Origin of the sequence: Pseudomonas sp. IT-P4 (assembly GCF_949767755.1) — a bacterium.
Lineage (GTDB): Bacteria > Pseudomonadota > Gammaproteobacteria > Pseudomonadales > Pseudomonadaceae > Aquipseudomonas > Aquipseudomonas monachiensis.
In genome coordinates, this window is record NZ_CATKPX010000034.1 from 560,432 (window position 1) to 583,748 (window position 23,317).

Here is a 23,317-nt window from a genome sequence, read left to right on the forward strand (position 1 = left end):
GCTGCACAGGTACTCCTTTGATCTGCAAGCCCGGTAATTTTTCGCATCGGTGCGATGGCGGGTGCCGGGCCAAGGCACGTTGTTGTATGGTTGTGGTCGAACCGTTGAACTCAAGAGCTTGAAAGGAAATCGCCATGCTGGACTGGAAGAACCGCACAGACAGTGCGCCTGAACGTGCCGCTGAACCGAAGTCGGAGACCCGCAGTTATCTGGGTGGTCTGTTGTTCAGCCGGGCGCTGGCCACTCTGCTGGGCATCTACCTGTTGGTGGCGAGTGTCCTGGGCTGGTACTGGAGCCAGGAGCCGGCGCTGTTCCCGGTCCAGCAAACCGCGCAACTGGCGGCCGAGAAAGAAGGCAAGCAGATGGTCGTCGGCTACACCACGGTGGAAACCCTCAAGACCGTCGCCGGCACCTTGCTGACCAAGCCAGGCGGCTATATTTCCAACGACCGATTCCCGCCAGGCCTGTGGATGGACAACATGCCGAGCTGGGAATATGGCGTGCTGGTGCAGGTCCGTGACCTGAGCCGGGCACTGCGTAAAGACTTCGCCCGTTCGCAGTCGCAGTCCGCTGAAGACGCTGACCTGGCCAAGGCCGAGCCGCGTTTCAACTTCGACAACAAGAGCTGGGTGCTGCCATCCAGTGAGTCCGAGTACCAGGAAGGCATCAATTCCCTGAGCCGCTATCAGGCGCGCCTGTCCGATCCAAACCAGAAGAGCGCATTGTTCTATGCCCGCGCCGACAACCTGAACAACTGGCTGGGTGACGTCGGTACCCGTCTGGGCTCGCTGTCGCAACGGCTGTCGGCCAGTGTGGGCCGGGTCAAGCTCAACACTGCGCTGAAAACCGAGGTGGTGACGCCGGGTGTGGCGCCGCAAGTCGATGAGGAAATCGTCGAAACCCCATGGCTGCAGATCGACAACGTGTTCTACGAAGCTCGCGGCCAGGCCTGGGCCTTGTCGCACTTGTTGCGCGCCATCGAAGTCGACTTCGCCGATGTGCTGGCCAAGAAGAACGCCACGGTCAGCGTGCGCCAGATCATTCGTGAACTGGAAGCGTCGCAGGAGCCGGTGTGGAGCCCGATGATCCTCAACGGCAGCGGCTTCGGCGTATTGGCCAACCACTCGCTGGTCATGGCCAACTACATTTCCCGGGCCAACGCCGCGGTGATCGATTTGCGCCAATTGCTCAATCAGGGCTGAGTCATGGTCGATAACGCCAGGGAAGCCGCGCACCGTGCGGCCTCCGATGCCGAACAGATCGCCTGGGTCGACGAACAGGACAACCTGCTCGGCGCCCTGGTCCGTTCCGATTTGCGCGAGCGCGGGCTGATCGGGCGCGGCACCTACATTATGTTGTTCAACTCCGCTGGCGAGCTGTGCGTACACCGACGCACCCTGAGCAAGGCGATCTATCCCGGTTACTGGGACGTGGCGGCGGGGGGCATGGTGCTCGCCAGTGAAACCTACGCCGAGTCGGCGGCAAGGGAGCTGGAGGAAGAGCTGGGCGTAAGTGGCGTGGAGCTGACTGCCCATGATCACTTTTTCTTCGAGGACACCGGCAATCGCCTGTGGTGTTCGGCGTTTTCAGCGGTATGGGACGGACCGTTGATCCTGCAACCCGAAGAGGTGCTCGAAGCGCGCTTTATCCCCGTCGATCAGGTCATGCTGGAAATCGAGCAAAAGCCTTATTGCCCGGACTCTCTGGCAGCGTTGAAGCGCTATTTGCGCTCACGCCGGATCGACGTCGCAAAACAGCTATAAATTGGCGCCGATTGGCTCTTAGCAATCGGCGTTTTTGCCGTTACACTGCGCGACCTTTTCAAGCTGAACCGGCATTGCCCGTTGTAGGAGCTGCCGCAGGCTGCGATCTTTTGACTTTGCTTTCGCGTCGAAATCAAAAGATCGCAGCCTCGTTGCACTCGTCAGCTCCTACAAAGCGTCGTACCGTTTCAGTAGCGCTGCCCCTGCCTGAGTGGGGCTTCGCGGTCGATAGCCTTCCCAAGTGCTGCGACCAGTCTTTGTCCTCCGAAGAGGATTGCCGGTGGCCAAAAAAGCCGCATCCTTCGCCGCCTTGGGCGGCCTGGTATTTTCCACCGACGCAGGTCGTCATTGCCCGGAATGCAGTAAACCGGTGGACGCCTGCATCTGCAAACAGACCGTTATCCCGGCCGGCGACGGCATCGCTCGCGTGCGTCGCGAAAGCAAGGGCCGTGGCGGCAAGACGGTGACCACCATCACCGGCGTGCCGTTAGCTGAAGACGCGCTCAAGGACCTGGCCACGACGTTGAAGAAACGTTGCGGTACCGGTGGGGCGCTGAAAGACGGTGTCATCGAAATCCAGGGCGATCATGTCGAGCTACTCTTGGCAGAACTGATCAAGCTCGGTTTCAAGGCGAAGAAGTCCGGCGGCTAGCAGCCTCTGTGAAAACCACCTGCGGCTTGATCCGGTCCTGATGACATTCAGGTCCGGCATCGTCTACATGGTTTTCACAGAGCCTGTTCATGACCGGTATCTAAACTCACTGCGGTCGGCGGGGTCTATTGCCTCGTTGACGAACCGTCATTTTCATTCTTTAGACTGCGCCGGCCTGAACCCAGGCGACGCACTATGACTTCTTTATAGGGGACTTCGATGTCCGTACGACGCACACGCAAAGACGATGGCAGCCAATGGACAGTTGCGGACAGCCGCAGTGTTTACGGGATTCGCCATTGGGGGGCCGGGTATTTCGCGATCAATGACGCCGGTCGCGTCGAAGTTCGTCCGAACGGTCCGAGCAGCTCGCCTATCGACCTGTACGAACAAGTCGACCAGCTGCGCAAAAGCGGCCTGTCCTTGCCGTTGCTGGTCCGTTTCCCGGACATCCTGCAAGACCGCGTGCGTCAGCTGACCGGCGCGTTCGATTCGAACATCGAGCGTCTGGAATACCAGAGCAAATACACCGCGCTGTACCCAATCAAGGTGAACCAGCAGGAAGCGGTGATCGAGAACATCATCGCTACCCAGAACGTTTCCATCGGCCTGGAAGCCGGATCCAAGCCTGAGCTGCTGGCAGTGCTGGCATTGGCGCCGAAGGGCGGCACCATTGTCTGCAACGGCTACAAGGACCGCGAATTCATTCGCCTGGCGTTGATGGGCCAGAAGCTCGGCCACAACGTGTTCATCGTGATCGAGAAAGAATCCGAAGTCGGCCTGGTGATCGAAGAAGCCAACTCGCTCAAGGTCAAGCCTCAAGTCGGCCTGCGCGTGCGCCTGTCATCCCTGGCCTCGAGCAAGTGGGCGGACACCGGCGGCGAGAAATCCAAGTTCGGTCTGTCGGCGGCGCAACTGCTGTCGGTGGTCGAGCGTTTCCGTGCGGCCGGCCTGGACCAGGGCATTCGCCTGCTGCACTTCCACATGGGTTCGCAGATCGCCAACCTGGCGGACTACCAGCACGGCTTCAAGGAAGCGATCCGTTACTACGGCGAGTTGCGCAACCTTGGCCTGCCGGTGGACCACATCGACGTCGGCGGTGGCCTGGGCGTTGACTACGACGGTACGCACTCGCGTAACGCCAGTTCGATCAACTACGACATGGACGACTACGCCGGTGTCGTGGTCGGGATGCTCAAGGAATTCTGCGATGCGCAGAGCCTGCCGCACCCGAATATCTTCTCCGAAAGCGGCCGTTCCCTGACCGCGCACCACGCCATGCTGGTGATCCAGGTGACCGACGTCGAGAAACACAACGACGACGTGCCGCAGATCGAGAACAAGGAAGCGCTGCCGGAAACCGTGCAGTGGCTGGTGGACCTGCTGGGTCCCACCGACATCGAAATGGTTACCGAAACCTACTGGCGCGCCACGCACTACATGAGTGATGTTGCCTCCCAGTACGCCGACGGAAAGCTGACCCTGGCCGAGAAAGCCCTGGCCGAGCAGTGCTACTTCGCTGTTTGCCGTCGCCTGCACAACTCGTTGAAGGCACGCCAGCGTTCCCACCGTCAGGTGCTGGACGAACTCAACGACAAGCTGGCCGACAAGTACATCTGCAACTTCTCGGTGTTCCAGAGCCTGCCGGACACCTGGGCCATCGACCAGGTCCTGCCGATCATCCCGCTGCACCGTCTCGACGAAGAGCCGTTGCGTCGCGCGGTGCTGCAAGACCTGACCTGTGACTCCGACGGCAAGATCAACCAGTACGTCGACGAGCAGAGCATCGAGACCAGTTTGCCGGTGCATGCCCTGAAGGAAGGCGAGGACTACCTGTTGGGTGTGTTCCTGGTCGGTGCCTACCAGGAAATTCTTGGCGACATGCACAACCTGTTCGGTGACACCGACTCGGTGAACATCTACCAGAACGCCGACGGCAGCGTGTACCACGCCGGTATCGAAACCCACGACACCATCGAAGACATGCTGCGTTACGTGCACTTGTCCCCGGAAGAACTGATGACCCACTACCGCGACAAGTGCGCCAGTGCCCGCATCAGCGCCACCGAGCGCACGCAGTTCCTCGATGCCTTGCGTCTGGGGCTGACCCGTTCGTCTTACCTGTCTTCCTGAGGTAAGGGGCACGCTCATCAGGTTGTCTGAAAATTTTCCGTTCGCTGCGGAAATTTCAGATGACCTGGTGCGGCAATTTTTCTGTTCCAGACGAAATTTCCAGCATCTTCGACAACCCAGCGCATTTGGTCTTCTTTTCGCGTAGGTTATTTCCTAATTTGTATTTCGGCACTCTACTCGGCCATGTCTCTCAGCGAGAATCCCCGGCCGCCCCTCCTGTAGAGAAACGCCGATGTTCAATCCAGTCAGCGAACCTTCATTTCGTCTGGATGTAGCAGGTCTGCCCGACTCCTTAGAGGTCCTGGCCTTTACCGGCAGAGAAGCCATCAGCGAGCCGTTCGTGTTCGACCTGAATCTGCTGATCGATGACCCGGAGCTTGACCTTGCCAGTTTGCTGTACCGCCCGGCCTCCCTGCATTTCGGGCCAGCCGAAAGTCACGTGCATGGACAATTGCATGAAATCGTCCAGCGCGATCACGCCTCGGCACCCCGGCTCTGTCAGGTGCGCCTGGGGCCAAGACTGGCGTGCCTGGCCCAGCGTTTCAGCCAACGAATCTTCAGCGCCCGTTCAGTGCCACAAATCCTCGACCAGGTGCTCAAGGAGCACGGCATTACCGGCATGGATCGACGCCTGGAACTAAGCGGCGAATACCCACCCCGGGATTTTTGCACGCAATATCGAGAGTCAGACCTGCAATTTCTCCAGCGACTGTGCGCCCGGGAAGGGCTTCACTACCACTTCGAACACGGGGCTCGCGGGCACTGTGTGGTGTTTGGTGATGACCGGCAGCATTTCCCAACCGGCGAACCTGCGGTATTGCGCGGCGAAGGCGAACGGCCGGCGGTGCGGCATTTCGAACGCCAGCGCCGCGGTGGGACAGCGCTGCAGAGTGCCGAATGCCGGACGGATCTGACGACCTTGCGCAGCGGTCGGTTGATGCCGTTGTCCGGTCACCCGGCTGCCGATTGCAATCGGCTCTGGTTGCTGACCCACGTTGAGCATTGGGGCAGCCAGGATACGACGACGCCCTACTACAATCAGGCCCGTACCCTGCAGTGGCCGGCACCCATCGAGCCGCCCTGTGCGACGGTCCAACCAAGGATGCATGGCCCGCAACGGGCGTGGGTGGTCGAGGTCGATGAGCCCGGCCCCGACCCGGCAAGGCCGGTACCGGTGCAATTCGACTGGCTTTATCAGGGCGAAGGTGCGGCGCCCAGTCATTGTTGGCTGCCCCTGGCCAGGCAGTTGCAGGCCTCGACGTTATCGCCGTTGCGGGAAGGAACTGAGCTGGTCGTGAGTTTTTTCGAGGGCGATCCCGATCAACCGCAGATAACCGGGGTGCTGCATGCGCCGGCAACGGTTGAAGCTGTGGACGCTGTCACCCCCGAGCCGGGCTGCACCCATCATGAGGGCGTGGAGCAATGGTTGCGTTCGGGGGAGCCGTTGCTGATGTTGTGCCTGCTACCCGGTGGCGGCAGTTTCAACCATTGCGCACAGGCTTTGTGTACCTGTCGTCTGGCGACGCAGCTTGGCCAGAGCTCTGGAGCATGATCGCCACATGCACGCCCGAGGCGCCCCCGCAGTGGCTGTTGCTGGATGTGCCGGGCACGCCGCAGGCGGGTGTCACACTTCGGCAGATGTTTGCCCAGGCCCGATGCTTCGGGTTGTTCGAAGGTACGGAGTGGCATGCGCTGCATGAACAGGGGCCGGTCCTGGTCGATCTGCACACCTGCCCGGCACTGGCCGATTTATGCTTCGTCGACGGACAACGCTGGCCCGGATTGCTGATGCACAGTGAAGCCGGCACTGCGTTGTTGCTGGCGCATTTGCGACGCATGCTCACGGTCACGCTTGGTCTGCACCGGGCCCTTTTGAATTACTACAACCCAATCACGGCCAGCTATTTTTTCGATGCCTGCGATGCCGTTGAGCTGAGTCGCTGGCTAGGGCCTATCCACCAGTTACGCTGGTTCGGCGGTAGTTGGGGCGACCGCGCGATGGGATGTCAGGGCTGGCAGCGCTTGTCCAACCCGGGGTTGGCGGTCAGCCCGTTGGCCGTCGAGGAAAGTCTAAGCGCCGGGCAGCAGGAAAAACTGCAAACCTGCCTGCTCGAACAGCATGCCTGGCGCTGGAGCCGATCCACCGGTGTCGATTTCCTTCGTCTGTGGACCTATGTGCAGGAAGGGCTGGCGCTGGCTTTCAGCGAGCGCCCGGTACTTGATGGCTGGATATGGCTACGCCTGCAGCATCCCGATGCCGTGCCCGTGCAGCCGCTGCCGGGCGGGACTCAACAGGAGCGACTCGATAGCCTGCGTCGGCTGTGGCAGAACGATCCACCCTGGCCGTGAGGGCCGAAATTGATTGCCGGGGCCGCGCCCGATCAGTGAATGCCGCCGGCGAACCAGCCATCGTTTCGGCGCAGGCGCCAGGCGATCACGCCGAGGGTCAGGCTGCGCAACAGCATGAACAACAGAAAGGTTATCCACAGGCCATGGTTGCCTCCGCCTTGCAGTGCCCAGCCGAAGGGCACTACCAGCGCCACGGTGAGCAGCATGCCGTTGCGCATTTCCCGGGCGCGGGTGGCGCCGATGAACAGGCCGTCGAGCAGGTAACTCCAGACGGCAATCAGCGGCAGTACGGCGAGGTAGGGCAGATAGATGAAGGCGGTGTCGCGCACACTTTGAATGTCGGTCTGCATCTCGATGAACAGATGCCCGGCGAACAGAAACAGCGCGGCAAAGCCCAGGCTTGCCAGCAACGACCAGCCACCGGCCACCACCAATGAACGGCGCAGGGCATCGCGGTCACGGGCGCCAAGCGCATGTCCGCACAGGGCTTCGACGGCGTGGGCCAGGCCATCGAGGGCGTGGGCGGTCAGCAGCAGACCATTGAGCAAAAGAGCGTTGGCCGCGACCGTGGCGTCGCCCAGTCGTGCGCCTTGCACCGTGATCAGGAAGAACACCGATTGCAGCGCCAGGCTGCGGATGAAGATGTCGCGGTTGACCGCCAGCAGTGGCCGCCAACTCTGCCACAGCGCCAATGCTGCCCAGACGATATGGCCGGGGTAGGCGCGCAGGGCTTTGCGGGTCATCAGCAAGCCAATCAGTGCACCGGTCCATTCGGCAATCACCGAGGCCCGGGCCGCACCGACCACGCCCCATTCCAGGCCGAGGACGAACCACAGGTTCAGGGCAATGTTGACCAGGTTGGTGCTCAGCAGAATCGCCAGGGGCGCCCGGGCGTTCTGGGTGCCGAGAAACCAGCCGACCAGTGCATAACTGGCGAGCGCTGCCGGCAGGCCGAACAGGCGGGTGTGGAAGAACTCGCGGGTCAGTTGATCGAGCTCCGCCGACGGTTGCATGAAGTGCAACGCGACCCCGCTCAAAGGCACGCCCACCGCCCCCAGGACCACGGCCAGGCCAATGGCGAGCAGCAGGCCCTGCAAGAGAATCTGCCGCAAGGCCGCGCCATCCCCGCGCCCGGCCGCCTGGGCGGCGAACCCGGTGGAGCCCATGCGCAGAAAGCCCATGGCCCAGGCGAGGAAGGTGTACAGACTGGCCCCGACCGCGACGGCGCCGAGTTGGTGGGCATGAGGCAGGTGACCGATGACGGTGCTGTCGACCAATGCCACCAGCGGTACGGAAATGTTTGAAAGAATCATCGGCGCAGCGAGCGCCCAGACCCGGCGATGGGTAGGGCGGTCGCGCCAGTCGGCGGTCAGGTTGGACATGCAGGCTCCTTGGAGGAGCGGGCATTGTAGCGGCACATCGAGAGCAAACCGCGATCAAATGTGGGAGCGGGTTTGCTCCCACAGGTGTCCAGTGGTGTCAGTGGATGATCCAGCTGAGCAACCAAAGCCCCAGCACCAACCAGATGATCCCCATGATGAACGATGCATTGAGAAAGGCGCGGATCGCCGACCACAGCAGTATCAGCCCGAGGATCAAGGTCACGATGCTGATGACCGAGGTATCCATGCCCAGCGCCTGGGACAGGCCTTCGACAAAATTGCTGCTGGCGTTGCTCAACAGATTGAACAGCCCGCTGAGGGCATCAACGATGAAGCGGATGATCGAGCCGAGTACCTGGCCGAGCCATTCGGAAAAACCTTCTACCTGCATGGAGTGAACGTCCTGATTAAAGAGAATTGAGTCTTGGGCTGTCGATCATGCTGCCGAGTTCCCACAAGCATAGAGGGTTGCACGCAGAGCGTGCACCTTCTGCCCCTTGCCTTCACCTGTGATCCCCCCGAAGCTATACGCCTTCAGGAGAGCCCGATGAACCTTGTTGAACTGACCGAACGCCTGCACGCCATCCGTGACCGCAATGACTGGCGGCAATTTCACAGCCCGAAAAACCTGGCCATGGCCGCGAGCGTGGAAATGTCCGAGCTGGTGGAAATTTTCCAGTGGCTGACCGAAGACCAGTCACGCCAGTTACCGGCGGACAAACTCGCCCACGCCGGGCAGGAAGTCGGTGACATCGTGCTTTATCTGTTGCTGTTGTGCAGCGAGCTGGGCCTGGACATGGATGCCGTGGTGCGCAGCAAACTGGCGGACAGCGAACGGAGGTTCAGCTGATGAGCGACCGTCATTTCGATCAACTGGCGACCCGTTTCGCCGAAAAAATCTATGGTGGCGCCAAAGGTGCGATCCGGCTCGCGGTTTTGCAGGCCGACCTGACCGAAATCCTGCCCGACCGGCCGCTGCGCGTGCTGGATATCGGCGCCGGCCTTGGCCACATGTCGTTGTGGCTGGCCCAGCGCGGCCATCAGGTGACCCTCGCCGAGCCTGCCGAACCGATGCTTGAAGGCGCCCGCCAGCGCTTTGCCGAAGCCGGGCAGAGCGCCACGTTCATTCAGGCGCCGTGGCAGGAGCTGCTCGGGCAGCTCACCGAACCCTACGACCTGGTGCTGTGCCACGCCGTGCTGGAATGGCTGGCCGAACCCCACGCCATCCTGCCGGTGCTGCATCAACTGACCAAGGCCGACGGCTGGCTGTCCCTGGCGTTCTACAACCGCGACGCGCTGATTTATCGCAACTTGCTCAAGGGCCATTTCCGCAAGATGCGCAAGAACGACATGGCCGGCGAAAAGCAGAGCCTGACCCCGCAACAGCCCCTTGATCCGCGCGAGCTGGCGGCGCAACTTGAAGGTCTGTGGAAGGTCGAAACCATGAGTGGCGTGCGGGTTTTCCACGATTACATGCCAGTGGAGTTCCAGGCCCGCGCCGAGCTGGCGGACCTGCTGGAAATGGAACTGGCCCACCGTCGTCATCCGGGCTTTGCCGGGCTTGGGCGATATTTGCACTGGATCTGTCGGCCTGTCTGATCGGAGCACGCAATGAAAAGTCATTCAGGTGTGCTGGTGTTCTGCCTGGGGCTGGCGGCCTGTCAGGGCAGCAACCCCTATGTCGCCACGTCCAACCCATTGCCACCGGCGCCGCCCCAGGCCGCCAAGACCTTTGACCGCAGCGCTTACCCGGCAGCCCCCCGTGACTATGGGCGCTACCGCAGTTGGGCGTGGCTCGACGGGCATTTGCCACCGGGCACCGCCTGGGCCGATTCGGCGCAGATCGCCGAAGCGGTCAGCAATGCGCTGGATCAACGCGGCTTGCGCCCGCTGCACGATAATCGACCGGCCGACCTGTTTGTCAGCGCCGACCTGCGGATGGAAACCCGCTTGCGCCAGGTTCAGGACGACTATTACGGCGGCGGTTATGGTGGCTACAACGGCTATGGCCCTGGATATGGCGGGTACGCCACTGTACCGGTCGTTCGTACCTATCAGGAGCAAGTCGTAGTGGTTCAGGTGGATATGTATGACGCCAGGAGCGGCCAGCCGGTGTGGAGCGCCAGCGCTGAAACCGGCAACCGGGGCAGCGAAAGTGAGCGGGCCGATGCCATACGGCAGGCTGTGGAAAAGGCAATGTCGGCGTATCCTCCCAGTTAGCTTCTTGTCGAATAAGAAGCATTTCGCAGGATCATGCCTTCAACCGGAGACTCATCATGTTCCGCCGTTTTGTTTTACTGGCAGTGGCCGCGCTACTCAGTGCCTGCGCCGCCAACCAGGTCAATCATGACTTCGACGCCAGCCGCGACTTTGCTGCCTATCGCAGCTGGACCTGGAAAGAACCCGCCCTGCAATACCGTCCCGATGATCCACGGATCAAGAGCGACCTGACCGAACAGCGCGTCCGTCAGGCGGTTGCCGATCAACTGGATCAGCGCGGTCTGCGCCCGGCCGCCGCAGGCGCCAAGGGCGATTTGAATGTACAGACCTACCTGATTGTCGAAGAGCGGCAACAACAGGTGACCACCAATTACGGCGGCGGCTGGGGTAACCCGTGGTATGGCTACTACGGCGCCCCCATGTATAACGAAACCCGCAACGTCAGCTACAAAGTGGCGACCATCCAGATCGACCTGCTCGATGGCAAGGACGGCAAGCTGGTGTGGCGTGGCAGTGACGAACAGATACTCAGCCGCACGCCGAACCCGACCGATCGTCGCGATGCCATCTGGGAAACGGTCACGCGGATATTGGCTAACTACCCACCGCACGCATCCTAGAATCAGTCAGCCCCTGAACCCCTGTGCCTCACAGGGGTTTTTTATTGCCTGAAATGGCAAGTTGCCAGCAGTCTCGGCCGCCCTTGTCTACACTGCTTTTCACCAACGGAGGTTGCGCCCGGCCGTGCGCCGGCAAAGGAGTGCGCCATGTCTCCCCGCCTGCAGTTTTGCGGCCCGGCCCGGCAACGGGGGGCGATCGGCTTGATGGCTGCATTGACCCTGACTCTGGCGTTGGCATTCATGTTGTTGGTGGTCGATACCGGCAGGCTGTATCTGGAAAAACGCAGTTTGCAGCGCGTGGCAGACATGGCCGCCCTTGAGGCTGCCACCAGGGGGGGAGACTGTTCCGGCGGCTCAACCGCTAACACCTATGCCACGGCCAGCGCGCAACGAAATGGTTTCGCCATTCCCTCCACTGGACGCGTATTGGCTGTGGCGTGTGGTGCGCTGACCCTGGATGCCAACAACCTTCGGGTATTCGCTGCCGACCCAAGCAAAAGCGAGGCTATCCGGGTTATTGCCAGCCATGTCGTGCAACAGAGTATTGCCGGCGGCATCGGCGCGTTGGCCGGCGGCGCACCGGCGGGCTCAACGCTGACGCTGAGCGCTACGGCGGTCGCTGCGTTGCCGCCTCCCCTGGCTTCATTGACGATCCGCAGTGCGGTCCTGACCTTTGATACCAGCAAGGCCGCCATTACCAGTCTGCTTTTCGGAGGGTTGCTGGGAGGCAACGTCAGTATCAGTGCGGCGGGCTGGAACGGGTTGGTCAATACCGACATCAGCCTGCTCGGCTACCTCAACCGGTTGAAAATCGATCTCGGCCTGACTGCGGGTGGCTACGATCAGGTACTGGGTAATACGATCAATGTCAGCCAGTTGATCCAGACCGCCATCAACGTACTGGACCCCAACGGCACACTTGGAGCATCTGCAACCATTGTCAGCCTGCAAGCGTTGAAGGTGGCAGCGGGTACGACGTCCGTTGTGCTGGGTAACATGTTGCATGTTGAAAGCGGCACCGACATTTCGACCCTTGCCGTGAACCTCAAAGCCTTCGATCTGATTGAAGGGTTTGTACAACTGGCCAACAAGAAGAATGCCGCGGTCGCGACCTTGCCGATCAACATCGCTGGCCTGGCGCAGATCACGGCACGGGTGCAGGTGATGGAGCCCCCGCAACTGTCGGCCATCGGCAATCCGAAAAACGCGGCATTGGCCCCTTTGGGCCCCAACCGCATCTATGTACGCACGGCTCAGGTCAAGACGTTGTTGTCGATCAACCTGCCCGTGCTGGACACCATCACGCCTCTGGTCAACGCTGTCATCGATCTCGCTTCACCCCTGGCCAATATCCTGAACTCATTGTTTGATTGGGACCTGGTGGGCGTTGTCAACGAATTGACCTGCGCGGTGCTCGTGCCGTGCGACACGCCGGAAATCAAGCTGTTGCCACCTCCGATACGCATCGACGTGGCCCTGGAGGCGGCCGGTGCCTGGAGTTATGTCACGGCTTACAGTTGTGTGAGTACGACGAACAAAAGCCTGACGACCAGCACCACCACCACGCTGATCGGTTTGAAGATCGGGCAGATCAATCCCGCCGATGTGTTTGGCTCACCCACTGTTCCACCCAGCAACCACGTCAATCCCCTGAAGGTCATCGACATCGGCGTGCAGACCTGCAAGCGGCTGCTGATCCTGTCCCTGACCTGCTACAACCATCAGCCCGGTGTTGGCGGCAGCATCGATCTCATGGTCAACACCGCGGTTGCCCAAAATGCCAACATCCCCCACGTCTATTCCGCACCGGCGGCTGCCAACCTGCCGGAGATCAATCAGCCACCGTTTTACTACGCCTTTACCACGACCAACATCGTCAACAGCCTGAACACCACTGTGAGTAACCTTGGTGTGAACATGTATGGGCCGTCGGGCAGCATCGTGGGAGGCTTGGGCAGTATTTTGAGTGAGGTCACGACTGCGTTGGTCAATGCGATCAATACGGTACTCAGCCCGTTACTGGATACGCTGATCAATACGTTGCTGGCGAGCCTGGGGATCGACCTGAACAAAGTCGAAGTGGGTGCCAACCTCAGTTGTCATTCGGGTCGAGCGGTGCTGGTGATCTAGTCCGGCGTCACAATCGGCAGTTCGATGCAGAAACGCGCACCTTCGCTGGTGTTTTGCACGCTCAGTTTTCCGCCCATGTGCTCGACGATGCCGTAGCTTACCGAGAGCCCCAGACCGGTGCCGACACCCACCGGTTTGGTGGTGAAGAACGGCTCGAAAATCCGCTCCAGCAAACGCGGGTCGATACCGCCGCCGTTGTCCTCGACCCACAGGCGTACCGAGTGCGTATCCCGTTCGGTATACAGCGAAATCCACGGTTTGAAATCGGGGTTGGCCTCGCGCTTGCCGAGCAATGCATCACGGGCGTTGACCATCAGGTTGATCAGCACCTGCTCAAGCTGATCGACGTAGCCGCGCACCAGCACTTCAAAACCGGTCTCGCTGATGCGCAGGTCGACGCCTTTGCCGCGCATTCCTTCGGACAACAGCGCCAGCGTGCCTTCGATGGCCTTGGCCGGGTTGAATGGCTGCTGCTCGATTTCCGAACGGCGGCCGAATACCCGCATGTGGTCCACCACCCGCGCGGCGCGCTGCACCTGGGTGTCGATGCGAGTGAGCTTGTCGATCAGGTAATCGACCTGTACATCACCGTTATTGAGGCGCTTGAGTACGTTGACGATGGCCATGCGCATGACGTTCAGCGGCTGGTTGATCTCATGGGCCAGGCCGGTGGCCATTTCACCGAGGGTGGCCATTTTCGCGCTTTGTGTGAGCTGCTGCTGCGAGCGCCGCACCTCGGTGTTGTCGCGCCCCACGGCCTGGATCTCGAGCAACCGGCCCTGTTCATCGAACACCCCGCGATCGGACCAGACCCACCAGGCGTGTTCGCGGCCGGGCAGTTGCAGGTTGATCTCGGCGGTACTGACCGGAAACTCGGGGCTCAACTGGTCCAGCCGTCGAGTGAATGCCTCGCGCTGTTCCCTGGACATCCAGTTGCCCAGATTCATCCCCGGCAATTGCTCGGGCGCCAATTCCAGGTAGGTGGCCAACGGGCGGTTGCCGAAGGTCAGCGTCAGATCCGGCTGGTAGCGGCAGATCATCGCCGGCGAGTCTTCCACCAGAATCCGGTAGCGTTCTTCACTCTGCCTGACCTGTTCAGTGGCCAGGGTCGCTTCGGTGATGTCCAGCCACAGGCCCACGGCTTCCACCGGCAAGCCGAGGTCGTTGCGCAACAACTTCGCTTCGTCCAGCAGCCAGTGATAGTCGCCGCGACTGTCGCGCAACCGATAGCGGGCGCGCACCGAGCCTTCACGCAGCAACAGCCGCGTGCGCTCGAAATACTGCTGGCGGTCGTCGGGATGTACCCGTTCAACCAACGCCCCGGGCGCACAGTCGGCGAGGGTCCAGCCGAGCAGTGGCAACAGGCTGTCGCTGAAGAACACCGGTTGCAACACACCTTCGACATAGCGCTGTACGTAAATCACCGCCGGAGAGCTGGCGATCAGATTGTCCAGGCGTGCGCGGGCGGCGGCGGCGATCTGCTCCTGGTTCTTTATGTCGCTGATGTCGAGCATGAAACCCACCAGCCGACGGTTTTTCCCCGCGCCCAAGGCCTGGCCTTGCAGGCGATACCAGATGGGTTCGGGCGCATTGTAGGGGCGATACAGGCGCACACACAGCAGCAGGGGAATGCCCTGCGTCTGCAAGTCTTTCAGGCGCATGCGCAGCTCTTCACGGTCGACGGGATACACCTGTTCGAGCCAGTCCTGCACGGATAAACGCGATGTTCCAAGGTTCAGGGTGGTGACCAGCGAAGGCGCCAACTGAACCTCGTCGCTGTCGCTGAAGACTTCCCACCAGCCTGTTCCCAGCAAGGCTTGCAGCGATTCCAGGCGTTCCAGTTGCAGATGATGCCGATGCTCGCGCAGGCGCCCGAGCAAGGGGCTGGCGAGCGCGGCGGTGATTTGCAGCCAGTCGCGTTCCGTGACATCGGGGGCGCGTTGTTGCGCCGTGAAGAAACCGCACAGCAACCAGGCAACCACCCCTTGCGCATCGTGATAAGGCACGGCGAAGCCATCGGTATTGCCGAACGTGCCCTGCAGGCGCGGGTGTTCGCGCGGGGTCAGGTGCTGCGGTGCGGAGCCGCTCAGACTGTCCAGCCCCGTGCCCAGGCGTTGACCGTTTTGCCAAAGTTGCGCTGCATCGAGGGCCGCGTAGTGCTGGTAAATTTGCCAACCCTGTTCCTGCTCATCGAGCAAGGCCAGGGCAATGCACGGGATCTGAAAGCGCTGGGCCAGGCTTTGCAGTTGTTCGGCCAGCATCTCGGGCAGGCGAGTCAGGCTACACAGGCGCAACTGTCCGGCGATTTGCAGCGCCAGCACCTGGCATTGTTCGCGGTTGCGCGATTGCCGGCGTTCGAGCAGCAAGTCACCGATGTCCAGCATCTGCAACAGCCAGGCATCGGCCAAGGGTTGCACCCAGCCGCGCAAATGTAGCGACGGACCGTTGAGGCTGCAGAAGTCCAGGTCCAGGGTTTGTCCCTGCCAGTCCGCTGGCGAGCCTTCGATGACGAGGCTGCTGTGGGGCAACAGGAAGTCGAGCAGGTGCGGTGCCTGTGCGCTGGGGGGATGCTGGGCCAGCAAGTGCCGCAGCGGACCGCTCAATTGAACGACACGCCCCTCGGCATTGAGCTGCATCTGCAATCCGAAGCTGTGCACCTGCAGTGCCTCCGGCGGCTCCGGTGGCGGCGGCGGGTGTCGGTGGAGCAGGCGCCCGAACAATTTGTCCCCGGCACTCAAAATTGCAGGCTCGCACTGGCCGTGAGGGTCGCCGGCAGATTGGGTACCTGACCGATGCCGGGCAGGTTCAGGAACGGGATGACGGCGCTGATTTTATTGGTGGGGTAACTGATACGCACTGTCAGCAAGCCGCCCACATAAGTGACGGTGGCATCAGTGGCGACATTGAAGTTCAGGGCCGGCGCAATCCAGGCCGTTTGCGTGGTCAGCTCCGTCTTGGCGCGGGCGATCAGCGCGGCACTGTAACCCGGGGTGGCCGGGTCCAGTGCCACGCTGCGGCGTACGGCTTCGGCGGTTGACTGGTTGAATGACTGCATCAACAGCAGCGGCAGGCTGTAGCTGATGATGCCGTAGAACACGCCAAAAAAAATGATGAACACCAAGGCGAATTCAATTGCGGCGGCACCTTTTTGTTTGTGGGGGAGGCTGGCTTTCATGAGTGCGTCTACCCTGACCAACACTGAGTAATGTCAGCATAGAATCATTCAGCCAAAACGGACGTTTTTTACCGAATGCAGAGCTTTGTCCTACTGATCTGGCTGGCGCTGTGCGCCGCACAGGATGCCCGGCAACGGCACATCGCCAACGGCCTCACCCTGGGCGGCGGTGCCCTGGCCCTGGCATGGTTGCTGTGGAGCGGCACGACCTGGCTGGGTGCCGAGGCACAACAGGGTGGCTGGGCCTTTTTGTTGGCCCTGGGCTTCACGCTACCGGGCTATGCCATGAAGCGAATGGGTGGCGCCGACGTGAAACTCATGGCCGCCCTGGCTCTTGCGACGGACGGTATGCACGTGCTCGGCACGTTTATTGGCGCCGGATTGGCCAGCGTTTTCTGGCTGCTGCTGGCGCCAAGAGTCTGGCTTCATATGGGTCAAGGGCTTAGAACCCATCTTTTTTACATGGCACCTGAACTGTCAAGGAAGCAGCCATTTGCACCCTTCGTGCTGGTGGGGCTGATTCTGACATTTGCCTGGTTCCGCTAGCTGACCCTTTTGTGTACATAGCCGCAAACTACGTCTACTTTTCAGACAGAAGTTGTACAGCCGCTGGCTGTCGCTGAGGGACGGGTCAACCTTTGACCTGACAGGGAGTTACTCGTGAGCAAGTTTACTTCGGCAGTAAAAGTCCTTGTGGTCGACGATGCGCCATTGATCGTTGAAGAGCTTTGCGAATTTCTGGAGGGCAAAGGTTACCGTTGTGTTCCCTGCGAATCGGGCTATCAGGCGATCGAGCGTTTCAACGAAGACCTCGATATCGGCCTGGTGCTACTGGACCTTCACATGCCCGGCATGGACGGTATTGAACTGATGCAGGAGTTGCAGCGGCTATCGGGCAAGCACCGGGCGTTCGAGGCGATCATGCTCACCGGGTGTGCCGACAAGCAGGATGTGATCAAGGCCCTGCGCGCTGGCGTTGCCGACTATTATCAGAAGCCGATCGATCTGGATGAGTTGTTCGAGGGTTTGCAGCGGCAGGAAGTGGCCTTGCAGGAGAGGCACAAGAACCTGCAGTTGGGGCATTTGAATCAGAAGCTGCAGTATCTGTCCGAGTCGATCGATGATCTGTACCAGGATCTGGACAAGGTTCGGCGTGGGCCGCATGCGGCTGACGCGGGTGTCGCTGATGGTGATGCGGTGGAGGTTCCGGCGATTTTCAATCAGCTGTCACCGCGGCAACTGGACGTGGCGCGGTTGGTGGGCAAGGGGCAGACCAATTATCAGATTGCCTGTGAGTTGGGGATTACCGAGAACACGGTGAAGTTGTATGTGTCGCAGGTGTTGCGGTTGACGCATATGCATAATCGGACGCAGTTGGCGTTGGCCTTGTCGCCCAGTGGGACCGTGGGGCGGCAGCGGGTTACGGCGCACTGAGGCTTGGCGGCCTCTGGGCCGACCATGCTGGTGGTTTGGGTTGTGTACATATCCGTTTCTTTGGTAACGGCGGCTGGCGGTTTCGCCCTTACGGCGACTCACTTTTTTACAAGCGCCTAAAAAAGTAAGCAAAAAACGCTCGCCCCTTACGTACGGCCCCTCGCTAAGGCTCGGGGTTCCTTCGCTGCGGTATTCATCCGGGGGCATTGCCCTCCGGTCGGCTTCGCTTCGACCTACATGCAATGAGTTCGACTGCGTCGAACGGCGCTGCGCGCCAATCCCCGGATAAACACCTCCACTCAGCCTTCCGAGGGGGCGGGTGGATCAAGATCAAGAGCTGCAGGCGAGCTAACGCTCGGCCTGATGAGTGGTGAAGAGCGACGCGGTGTACGCCGACCTGTCTTTGCCTTTCTGTGGGAGCGGGCTTGCCCGCGATGACGTCCTTTCAGCCAACACATTCCTGTGTAGTTTTCCTCAAACCCCTGGGAAATCTCCGACACGCTTTTCAGGTTGTCCGTCGGAAGCGAGATCTCTAGCCTTTGTCGGTCGCTGCAAAATCAGTGATCGGGTTTGGTCGCCCGGGTTTAGAATGGCGCACAGTGCCGCGCGAGCGGCATTTTTGTGCTTGCTTAATGGCGAGCCGTGCGTGGGAGGGCCCTGGCCCTGCCGGGTTTCCATTCCCTGGTCGACCAACCTGCGTACGGTTCGCCACCCATCTGCTTGGTCGCAGTGATGGCGAACTCCAAATCCAAGAATGGAGCTTCACCATGATCAAACCCACCCCAAATCCCCCCGAAACCGACGACGTTTCCCCCTACCAGTCCCCCCACTCAAACAAACTCCACGAAGCCGCCGACCGCGCCCTCGATCACTACCTCAATCCACCCAGGCAACCTGTTCCCCACAAGCGCGGCACGATGTTCGTCGTCGCCCCGAATATCGACACCGAAACCCTGCTGGCCCACGCCTGTGAGTCACTGGCGTCGGCGAGTGTGATGGCGAGTGATTTCGCTGGGTTTCTGCAGGGCTCGCAGCGCAATACGATGCTGGGGATTGCGCAGGTGATCATGCTGGGTGAGCTGGCGGTGAATCGGGCGCTGGATAATCTCGATCCGCAGGATTAGTGCCCAAAGGACCTGGCCAGGGCCGTGAAGCCCGGGCCGGCCAGGACGATCAATAACGCCGGGAAGAGAAACAGCATCATCACCACGGACATTTTGGCGGACATTTTGGAGATGTATTCCTGCAGGCGCGTCAGGCGTCGGTCGTCGAGCAACTGTTTGAGCGCCAGCAGGGATTTCATCGCGCCGCCACCCTGATGGATCAATTGTTGAAGGATCACGCAGGTGTCGGTGAACTCGTCTACCGCAAGCAAGCGGGTGGTCTTGTTCAACTCTTCGCCCAGTTCCAGGCCGGAGTCGACGCGGGTCAGAATCAGGCGCAGTTCATGGGTCAGGACGGGCAGCAACTGCCTGCCCTCCTGGCTCAGCACACGCAGGGATTGCTCCACCGCCATGCCGGATTCGAACAGGGTGCGCAGCAGTGCAATGAAGGTCGAGGTTTCGGTGGCCAGTTGTTTTTGCCGACGCTGTGCGGCGGCGGCCAGCCAGCGCTTGGGCAACAGATAGCCGGCGCTGGTGGCGAGCATCGGGGCGATCCAGTGGTTCTCCACATTCGGGAAGAACAGCCCCTGGATCAGCAGGCACAAGGACAGCGCCAACATCGGCACACCCACCTGCAAGGCGGCGAACAGCGAGCGTTGGCGTACGCTGCGCCAGCCCAGGCGGTTGAGCAGGGCCTGGGTTTCGTTGTCCATTTTGACCGACTGCTGCCCCAGCCGACTGGCACCCAGGGCATGCAGCAGTTGGGTGAGGTGGCTATCACCGGGCGCCTTGCCATCCAGGCGCTGGGCCACTTGGCGTGCCCGTCGGCTTTGGTCCAGCAAGGCGCTGAGCAACAACAGCGCAGCCCCGAAAAGCAGCAGTGCGCTCACCAGCAAGAGCATCGTCATATTCATAGGCTACGCAACATGCGCCAAAGCGCCAGGCAACCGAATACCTGAAATCCGAAGGCACTCGCCAGCATGATTTGCCCCGAGCTGTCGTGCCACATGGAAAGCAGGTAGGTTGGATTGGTGAGTAGAAAGTAGCCAGCGACCGAAACCGGCAGCAGGGCCAGGACCACGGCGGTGATGCGGGTTTCGCCGGTCATGGCCTTCAACTGGCGAGCCGCTTGCTCGCGCTCGCGGATCATCTTGATCAGGTTTTCCAACAGCTCACTGGCATTGCCGCCGTAGTGGTGGTTGACCTTCAAGCCGAGTGCGAGCAGGCGTAGTTCGTCTTTTTCGTACAGTTCGGCGAAGTCCGAAGCGGCGTCTGCCAGGCTGACCCCCAGTTGCACATTGCGTTGAATCCGGCCCATCGCATTTTTCAGCGGGTGTTCGGCCGCATCGATGGCGCCGAGCACGGCATCGGCCAGGGTTCGCCCGGACTTCAGGCTGCGTACGGCATGGTCGAGCAGCATCGGCAGTTGGTCGATCATGCGACTGAGGCGACGCTGATAACGCCAGCTGACGAATAGTCGTAGCACCACCGGAGGCACCAGCAGCGCCAGTAGCGCGCCGATCCAGCCACCCAGGGCAATCCCCAGCAGCACCCCGAGTATCCAGAACACCAGCCATTGGCCCAGGCGTTCGGTGGGGCGTCCGAGACCGGCACGCAGGAACGCCCGCTCAAGGCCCGCCCATGATGACTTCTGCACGGCCCGAAGCGGTTGTCCCTGGTTCAGGCGTCCCAGAATCCGTTCGTTGCCGGTCTGGCGCAAGCCGCTATAGAGCAGGCGCAGCGCCAGGCCGAGAAAGATCAGGCAAACGAGGATGAGCAGCGCCGGTTTGAGCATGCCGTGACCTCAGTACGCCGAGGGAGACAGCGCCGAGTCCCGGCGCAATTTGTCGCCAGCCGGGTTCACGGCTTCGCGCAGGAAACCAAATCCGGTGTGGCGGTCGAAACGGAACAGTGTGTTGGTGACATACACGTCGTCGCGCACACCAACGACTTCCACCACTTCACTGACGCAGCGGCGACCGTCGGGCAGGCGCGTGAGCTGGATGACCACGTCGAGCGCCGCGCAGATCATTTGTCGCAGGGTGCGTTCGGCGATGCTGCGGCCGGTCAAGCCCACCAGGGTTTCCAGGCGCAGCAGTGCATCCTGGGCGTTGTTGGCGTGTACGGTACTCATCGAACCGTCGTGGCCGGTGTTCATCGCGGTCAGCACATCGACCACTTCGACGCCGCGAATCTCACCGAGGATGATCCGGTCCGGGCGCATCCGCAGGGCGTTGCGAATCAGGTCGCTGGCTTTCACTTCGCCATGGCCTTCGGCATTCGGTGGACGGGTTTCCAGGCGCACGACGTGAGGGTGGCCCAGTTGCAGTTCGGCGACGTCTTCGATGGTGACCAGTCGTTCGTGGGGGTTGATCAACTGGCTGAGAATGTTCAGCAGCGTGGTCTTGCCGGTGCCGGTGCCGCCGCTGATCAGGATGTTGCAGCGCTTGCCCACGGCTTCATGAATGAATTCGAAGATCCCGTGATCGATGGTTTGCATCGCGATCAGGTCGGAGCTTTTGAGCATGTCCTGGCGGAACTTTCGGATCGACAGGCACGGGCCATCGAGGGCAATTGGCGGAATGATGGCGTTGACCCTGCTGCCGTCCGGCAGGCGCGCGTCGACCATGGGCGAGGACTCATCGAGACGTCGACCCAGGGGCGCGAGAATCCGTTGCATGACACGTTCGACGTGGTGCGAATCGATAAAGCGCAGGTCACTCAAGTGCAGCAAGCCTTCGCGTTCGACAAATACCCGGTGCGGCCCGTTGACCAGAATCTCGGTCACCGTCGGGTCGCGCAGCAGTACTTCCAGAGGGCCGAAACCGGTGAGTTCGTCGACGATCTCTTCGGCCAGGCGCTCCATTTCATAGCGGGAAATCGCCAGGTGCAAACGCGCGATGTACTCGGCCACCTTGTCGATCACGAACTGCGACAGCGCCTGGCGCGAACCCTCCAGCAGGTTTTTCCCCGACTCTTCGATGGCGTCGATGATGTAGCGGTGCAGCACCAGTTTCAGGCCTTCGTGGTCGGTGTTGCCGACTGCGCCGCGATGGGGGGAACCGAAGAGTTTTTCACTGCTCATTGTGCGCCCCTCAAGCGGTTGAACCAGCCGGTCTTGGGTTTGGCCAGGCCTTCGGAATGCTTGGCCAGGCGCTCGCCGAGGGCGCGCAGGCCCTGGGTGAGGCCCTCGCGTGGGGCCAGTTCGAACAAGGTCAGGCCCTGGTTCTTGGCGTTGAGCCGCACTTCCGGGCTGTAGGCGAGGGTGGCGATGATCTCCAGGCCGAACGTCTTGCCCAGGGTGTCGGAGTCCGGTGCGACGCTGCGCAGGTAGCGGTCCACGAGCAGTCTGGCGTGATCGAGCTTCATGCCTTTTTCGCGCCACAAGTTGAGCACCGTGAGGTTGCGGCGGCAGTCGAGCACGTTCTGGTCGGTGTACCACAGCAGTTTGTCGCAATGGCTGACGAAGGTGCGCAGCGCCTCACTGTCGGGTTGGCCGGTGAGGTTTACCACGATGTGCTGGAAGTGTTGGCGCAGGGCGCTGAGCAACATGTACAGCTCGGCGGCGCTGGTGTGTTCCAGCGGTTCATCGCCACTGGCGTAGGCGAGGATGCGCAGCCCGGCTTCGCAACTGGTGAAGGCGCTGTCGATCAGTGTCGCGTCCAGGCGTCGCAAGTGGCGCAATGCATCGCCGAAATGAAACGAGCTTTCAAGGCCCAGCAGCGCCAGGCTATCGCCCCGGGGTAATCCAAGGTCCAGCAGCAGCGTGTGCTGACCGCTTTTTTGCACCACTTGCGCCATGTGTGTGGCCAGCAACGCGCCGTCGGCGCTGCTCTGCACGCCATACAGCACGGTCAGGCGGCCAAGGTGCGTGTTCGGCGCGACAGCGGGCAGGCGTTTGCTCAGGCGTCGCACCAGCCCCGCGACTTCACTTGAGCGTGAACCATAGGCCACGAAGTCCCTGGCCCCGGCGCGCATCGCATTGAGTACAAGCTGGTTGTCCATGCCGTCGCCCAGCGCGACGATCGCCAGCATCGGTTTGGCTTCCAGTGCGCTTTCGATCAACGCGCTTTGGGTGACCACGTGGTCGCGGTCCAGGCCGATGAACACCAGGCTGGCGCAGGTCACGTCCACCAGTGCCAACAGTTCGTCGAGGCTGCCGCCACCGGCGCTGACCACTTGGCCCAAGGGCGCAAGGGCACCTTGCAGCCATTCCAGGTCGGTACTGTTGCGTGTGATCGCGAGGAAGGTTTGACTCAGGTTCTGGCTCATTGCGGTAACTCGCTACGTGATACCGCACTCGCCGGCAGGCCGCCGAGCAAATTGGCCCGGATCAAGCCGTTGAACAGTGGCGTA

Annotated in this window: 22 protein-coding genes; 14 read left to right on the plus strand and 8 right to left on the minus strand. The window is 61.2% G+C overall.

Annotated elements, in window-relative coordinates:
- The first annotated feature begins 134 nt into the window (after positions 1 to 134).
- The 6 genes from ACM6IT_RS15840 (at position 135) to ACM6IT_RS15865 (ending at position 6,897) form a co-directional block, all read left to right on the plus strand.
- Positions 135 to 1,202, plus strand: a complete 1,068-nt coding sequence (locus ACM6IT_RS15840; protein ID WP_046039967.1) for a DUF2333 family protein — start codon at positions 135 to 137, stop codon at positions 1,200 to 1,202.
- Positions 1,203 to 1,205: 3 nt separating this feature from the next.
- Positions 1,206 to 1,763: an NUDIX hydrolase gene (locus tag ACM6IT_RS15845; RefSeq protein WP_056725280.1), complete on the plus strand. Its 558-nt coding sequence runs from the start codon at positions 1,206 to 1,208 to the stop codon at positions 1,761 to 1,763.
- Between the two features lie 280 nt (positions 1,764 to 2,043).
- Entirely contained in the window at positions 2,044 to 2,415 is a 372-nt protein-coding gene (locus ACM6IT_RS15850; protein ID WP_008053936.1) for a translation initiation factor Sui1, read from the plus strand.
- 219 nt (positions 2,416 to 2,634) lie between these two features.
- Positions 2,635 to 4,548, plus strand: a complete 1,914-nt coding sequence (gene speA, locus ACM6IT_RS15855; RefSeq protein WP_056725278.1) for an arginine decarboxylase — start codon at positions 2,635 to 2,637, stop codon at positions 4,546 to 4,548.
- 232 nt (positions 4,549 to 4,780) lie between these two features.
- Positions 4,781 to 6,100 (plus strand): type VI secretion system Vgr family protein, encoded by a 1,320-nt coding sequence (locus tag ACM6IT_RS15860; protein ID WP_414918306.1) that lies wholly within the window; start codon positions 4,781 to 4,783, stop codon positions 6,098 to 6,100.
- Positions 6,097 to 6,897, plus strand: coding sequence for a DUF4123 domain-containing protein (locus tag ACM6IT_RS15865; RefSeq protein ID WP_414914271.1), 801 nt, complete (start codon positions 6,097 to 6,099; stop codon positions 6,895 to 6,897). The genes ACM6IT_RS15860 and ACM6IT_RS15865 overlap by 4 nt, the downstream gene beginning before the upstream one ends.
- A 32-nt stretch (positions 6,898 to 6,929) precedes the next feature.
- Here ACM6IT_RS15865 and ACM6IT_RS15870 read toward each other — a convergent pair whose 3' ends face one another.
- Positions 6,930 to 8,279 carry an MATE family efflux transporter gene (locus tag ACM6IT_RS15870; protein ID WP_223541701.1) on the minus strand — a complete coding sequence of 450 codons (1,350 nt, stop codon included), beginning with the start codon at positions 8,277 to 8,279 and terminating at the stop codon, positions 6,930 to 6,932.
- 97 nt (positions 8,280 to 8,376) lie between these two features.
- The gene (locus tag ACM6IT_RS15875) at positions 8,377 to 8,670 is read right to left on the minus strand and encodes a hypothetical protein (RefSeq protein ID WP_056725270.1); all 294 of its coding nucleotides are present in this window, start codon (positions 8,668 to 8,670) and stop codon (positions 8,377 to 8,379) included.
- 156 nt (positions 8,671 to 8,826) lie between these two features.
- Between ACM6IT_RS15875 and ACM6IT_RS15880 the strand changes: the two genes are divergently transcribed.
- From ACM6IT_RS15880 to ACM6IT_RS15900, 5 genes are all read left to right on the plus strand, one after another.
- On the plus strand, positions 8,827 to 9,129 hold the full coding sequence (locus ACM6IT_RS15880) for a MazG-like family protein (RefSeq protein WP_085727452.1): 303 nt from the start codon (positions 8,827 to 8,829) through the stop codon (positions 9,127 to 9,129).
- Positions 9,129 to 9,878, plus strand: a complete 750-nt coding sequence (locus ACM6IT_RS15885) for a methyltransferase domain-containing protein (RefSeq protein ID WP_056725266.1) — start codon at positions 9,129 to 9,131, stop codon at positions 9,876 to 9,878. Before ACM6IT_RS15880 ends, ACM6IT_RS15885 begins: the two co-directional genes overlap by 1 nt.
- A gap of 12 nt (positions 9,879 to 9,890) precedes the next feature.
- Positions 9,891 to 10,499, plus strand: coding sequence for a DUF4136 domain-containing protein (locus ACM6IT_RS15890; RefSeq protein WP_056725263.1), 609 nt, complete (start codon positions 9,891 to 9,893; stop codon positions 10,497 to 10,499).
- A 56-nt stretch (positions 10,500 to 10,555) separates the two neighbouring features.
- Positions 10,556 to 11,119, plus strand: a complete 564-nt coding sequence (locus ACM6IT_RS15895; RefSeq protein WP_056725261.1) for a DUF4136 domain-containing protein — start codon at positions 10,556 to 10,558, stop codon at positions 11,117 to 11,119.
- A gap of 147 nt (positions 11,120 to 11,266) precedes the next feature.
- On the plus strand, positions 11,267 to 13,249 hold the full coding sequence (locus ACM6IT_RS15900) for a pilus assembly protein TadG-related protein (protein ID WP_414918307.1): 1,983 nt from the start codon (positions 11,267 to 11,269) through the stop codon (positions 13,247 to 13,249).
- Here the strand turns inward: ACM6IT_RS15900 and ACM6IT_RS15905 are convergent.
- Together ACM6IT_RS15905 and ACM6IT_RS15910 are read right to left on the minus strand one after the other, a co-directional pair.
- Positions 13,246 to 15,987, minus strand: a complete 2,742-nt coding sequence (locus tag ACM6IT_RS15905; RefSeq protein ID WP_414918308.1) for an ATP-binding protein — start codon at positions 15,985 to 15,987, stop codon at positions 13,246 to 13,248. The genes ACM6IT_RS15900 and ACM6IT_RS15905 overlap by 4 nt on opposite strands.
- Positions 15,984 to 16,424 (minus strand): TadE/TadG family type IV pilus assembly protein, encoded by a 441-nt coding sequence (locus tag ACM6IT_RS15910; RefSeq protein ID WP_056725254.1) that lies wholly within the window; start codon positions 16,422 to 16,424, stop codon positions 15,984 to 15,986. Before ACM6IT_RS15910 ends, ACM6IT_RS15905 begins: the two co-directional genes overlap by 4 nt.
- Before the next feature lie 75 nt (positions 16,425 to 16,499).
- Between ACM6IT_RS15910 and ACM6IT_RS15915 the strand changes: the two genes are divergently transcribed.
- The 3 genes from ACM6IT_RS15915 (at position 16,500) to ACM6IT_RS15925 (ending at position 18,982) form a co-directional block, all read left to right on the plus strand.
- Complete coding sequence (locus ACM6IT_RS15915; RefSeq protein ID WP_056725252.1) at positions 16,500 to 16,970, plus strand: prepilin peptidase; 471 nt, start codon at positions 16,500 to 16,502, stop codon at positions 16,968 to 16,970.
- 114 nt (positions 16,971 to 17,084) lie between these two features.
- Positions 17,085 to 17,858 carry a response regulator transcription factor gene (locus tag ACM6IT_RS15920; protein ID WP_223541698.1) on the plus strand — a complete coding sequence of 258 codons (774 nt, stop codon included), beginning with the start codon at positions 17,085 to 17,087 and terminating at the stop codon, positions 17,856 to 17,858.
- A gap of 767 nt (positions 17,859 to 18,625) precedes the next feature.
- Positions 18,626 to 18,982 carry a DUF6124 family protein gene (locus ACM6IT_RS15925; protein ID WP_414918309.1) on the plus strand — a complete coding sequence of 119 codons (357 nt, stop codon included), beginning with the start codon at positions 18,626 to 18,628 and terminating at the stop codon, positions 18,980 to 18,982.
- Here the strand turns inward: ACM6IT_RS15925 and ACM6IT_RS15930 are convergent.
- From ACM6IT_RS15930 to ACM6IT_RS15945, 4 genes are read right to left on the minus strand one after another with little or no spacing between them, the layout of a single operon-like run.
- Positions 18,979 to 19,869, minus strand: a complete 891-nt coding sequence (locus ACM6IT_RS15930) for a type II secretion system F family protein (protein ID WP_056725246.1) — start codon at positions 19,867 to 19,869, stop codon at positions 18,979 to 18,981. The genes ACM6IT_RS15925 and ACM6IT_RS15930 overlap by 4 nt on opposite strands.
- A 2-nt stretch (positions 19,870 to 19,871) precedes the next feature.
- Positions 19,872 to 20,756 (minus strand): type II secretion system F family protein, encoded by an 885-nt coding sequence (locus ACM6IT_RS15935; protein WP_409078602.1) that lies wholly within the window; start codon positions 20,754 to 20,756, stop codon positions 19,872 to 19,874.
- Between the two features lie 9 nt (positions 20,757 to 20,765).
- Positions 20,766 to 22,046 (minus strand): CpaF family protein, encoded by a 1,281-nt coding sequence (locus tag ACM6IT_RS15940; RefSeq protein ID WP_414918310.1) that lies wholly within the window; start codon positions 22,044 to 22,046, stop codon positions 20,766 to 20,768.
- Complete coding sequence (locus tag ACM6IT_RS15945) at positions 22,043 to 23,233, minus strand: AAA family ATPase (protein ID WP_414914279.1); 1,191 nt, start codon at positions 23,231 to 23,233, stop codon at positions 22,043 to 22,045. The genes ACM6IT_RS15940 and ACM6IT_RS15945 overlap by 4 nt, the downstream gene beginning before the upstream one ends.
- Positions 23,234 to 23,317: the final 84 nt, after the last annotated feature.

Bases quoted from the DNA above. Each gene is read 5' to 3' on its own strand.
- ACM6IT_RS15840 (WP_046039967.1), top strand. From the start codon at position 135: ATGCTGGACTGGAAGAACCGCACAGACAGTGCGCCTGAACGTGCCGCT.
- ACM6IT_RS15845 (WP_056725280.1), top strand. From the start codon at position 1,206: ATGGTCGATAACGCCAGGGAAGCCGCGCACCGTGCGGCCTCCGATGCC.
- speA (WP_056725278.1), top strand. From the start codon at position 2,635: ATGTCCGTACGACGCACACGCAAAGACGATGGCAGCCAATGGACAGTT.
- ACM6IT_RS15860 (WP_414918306.1), top strand. From the start codon at position 4,781: ATGTTCAATCCAGTCAGCGAACCTTCATTTCGTCTGGATGTAGCAGGT.
- ACM6IT_RS15865 (WP_414914271.1), top strand. From the start codon at position 6,097: ATGATCGCCACATGCACGCCCGAGGCGCCCCCGCAGTGGCTGTTGCTG.
- ACM6IT_RS15870 (WP_223541701.1), bottom strand. From the start codon at position 8,279: ATGTCCAACCTGACCGCCGACTGGCGCGACCGCCCTACCCATCGCCGG.
- ACM6IT_RS15875 (WP_056725270.1), bottom strand. From the start codon at position 8,670: ATGCAGGTAGAAGGTTTTTCCGAATGGCTCGGCCAGGTACTCGGCTCG.
- ACM6IT_RS15880 (WP_085727452.1), top strand. From the start codon at position 8,827: ATGAACCTTGTTGAACTGACCGAACGCCTGCACGCCATCCGTGACCGC.
- ACM6IT_RS15885 (WP_056725266.1), top strand. From the start codon at position 9,129: ATGAGCGACCGTCATTTCGATCAACTGGCGACCCGTTTCGCCGAAAAA.
- ACM6IT_RS15890 (WP_056725263.1), top strand. From the start codon at position 9,891: ATGAAAAGTCATTCAGGTGTGCTGGTGTTCTGCCTGGGGCTGGCGGCC.
- ACM6IT_RS15895 (WP_056725261.1), top strand. From the start codon at position 10,556: ATGTTCCGCCGTTTTGTTTTACTGGCAGTGGCCGCGCTACTCAGTGCC.
- ACM6IT_RS15900 (WP_414918307.1), top strand. From the start codon at position 11,267: ATGTCTCCCCGCCTGCAGTTTTGCGGCCCGGCCCGGCAACGGGGGGCG.
- ACM6IT_RS15910 (WP_056725254.1), bottom strand. From the start codon at position 16,424: ATGAAAGCCAGCCTCCCCCACAAACAAAAAGGTGCCGCCGCAATTGAA.
- ACM6IT_RS15915 (WP_056725252.1), top strand. From the start codon at position 16,500: ATGCAGAGCTTTGTCCTACTGATCTGGCTGGCGCTGTGCGCCGCACAG.
- ACM6IT_RS15925 (WP_414918309.1), top strand. From the start codon at position 18,626: ATGATCAAACCCACCCCAAATCCCCCCGAAACCGACGACGTTTCCCCC.
- ACM6IT_RS15930 (WP_056725246.1), bottom strand. From the start codon at position 19,869: ATGACGATGCTCTTGCTGGTGAGCGCACTGCTGCTTTTCGGGGCTGCG.
- ACM6IT_RS15935 (WP_409078602.1), bottom strand. From the start codon at position 20,756: ATGCTCAAACCGGCGCTGCTCATCCTCGTTTGCCTGATCTTTCTCGGC.
- ACM6IT_RS15940 (WP_414918310.1), bottom strand. From the start codon at position 22,046: ATGAGCAGTGAAAAACTCTTCGGTTCCCCCCATCGCGGCGCAGTCGGC.
- ACM6IT_RS15945 (WP_414914279.1), bottom strand. From the start codon at position 23,233: ATGAGCCAGAACCTGAGTCAAACCTTCCTCGCGATCACACGCAACAGT.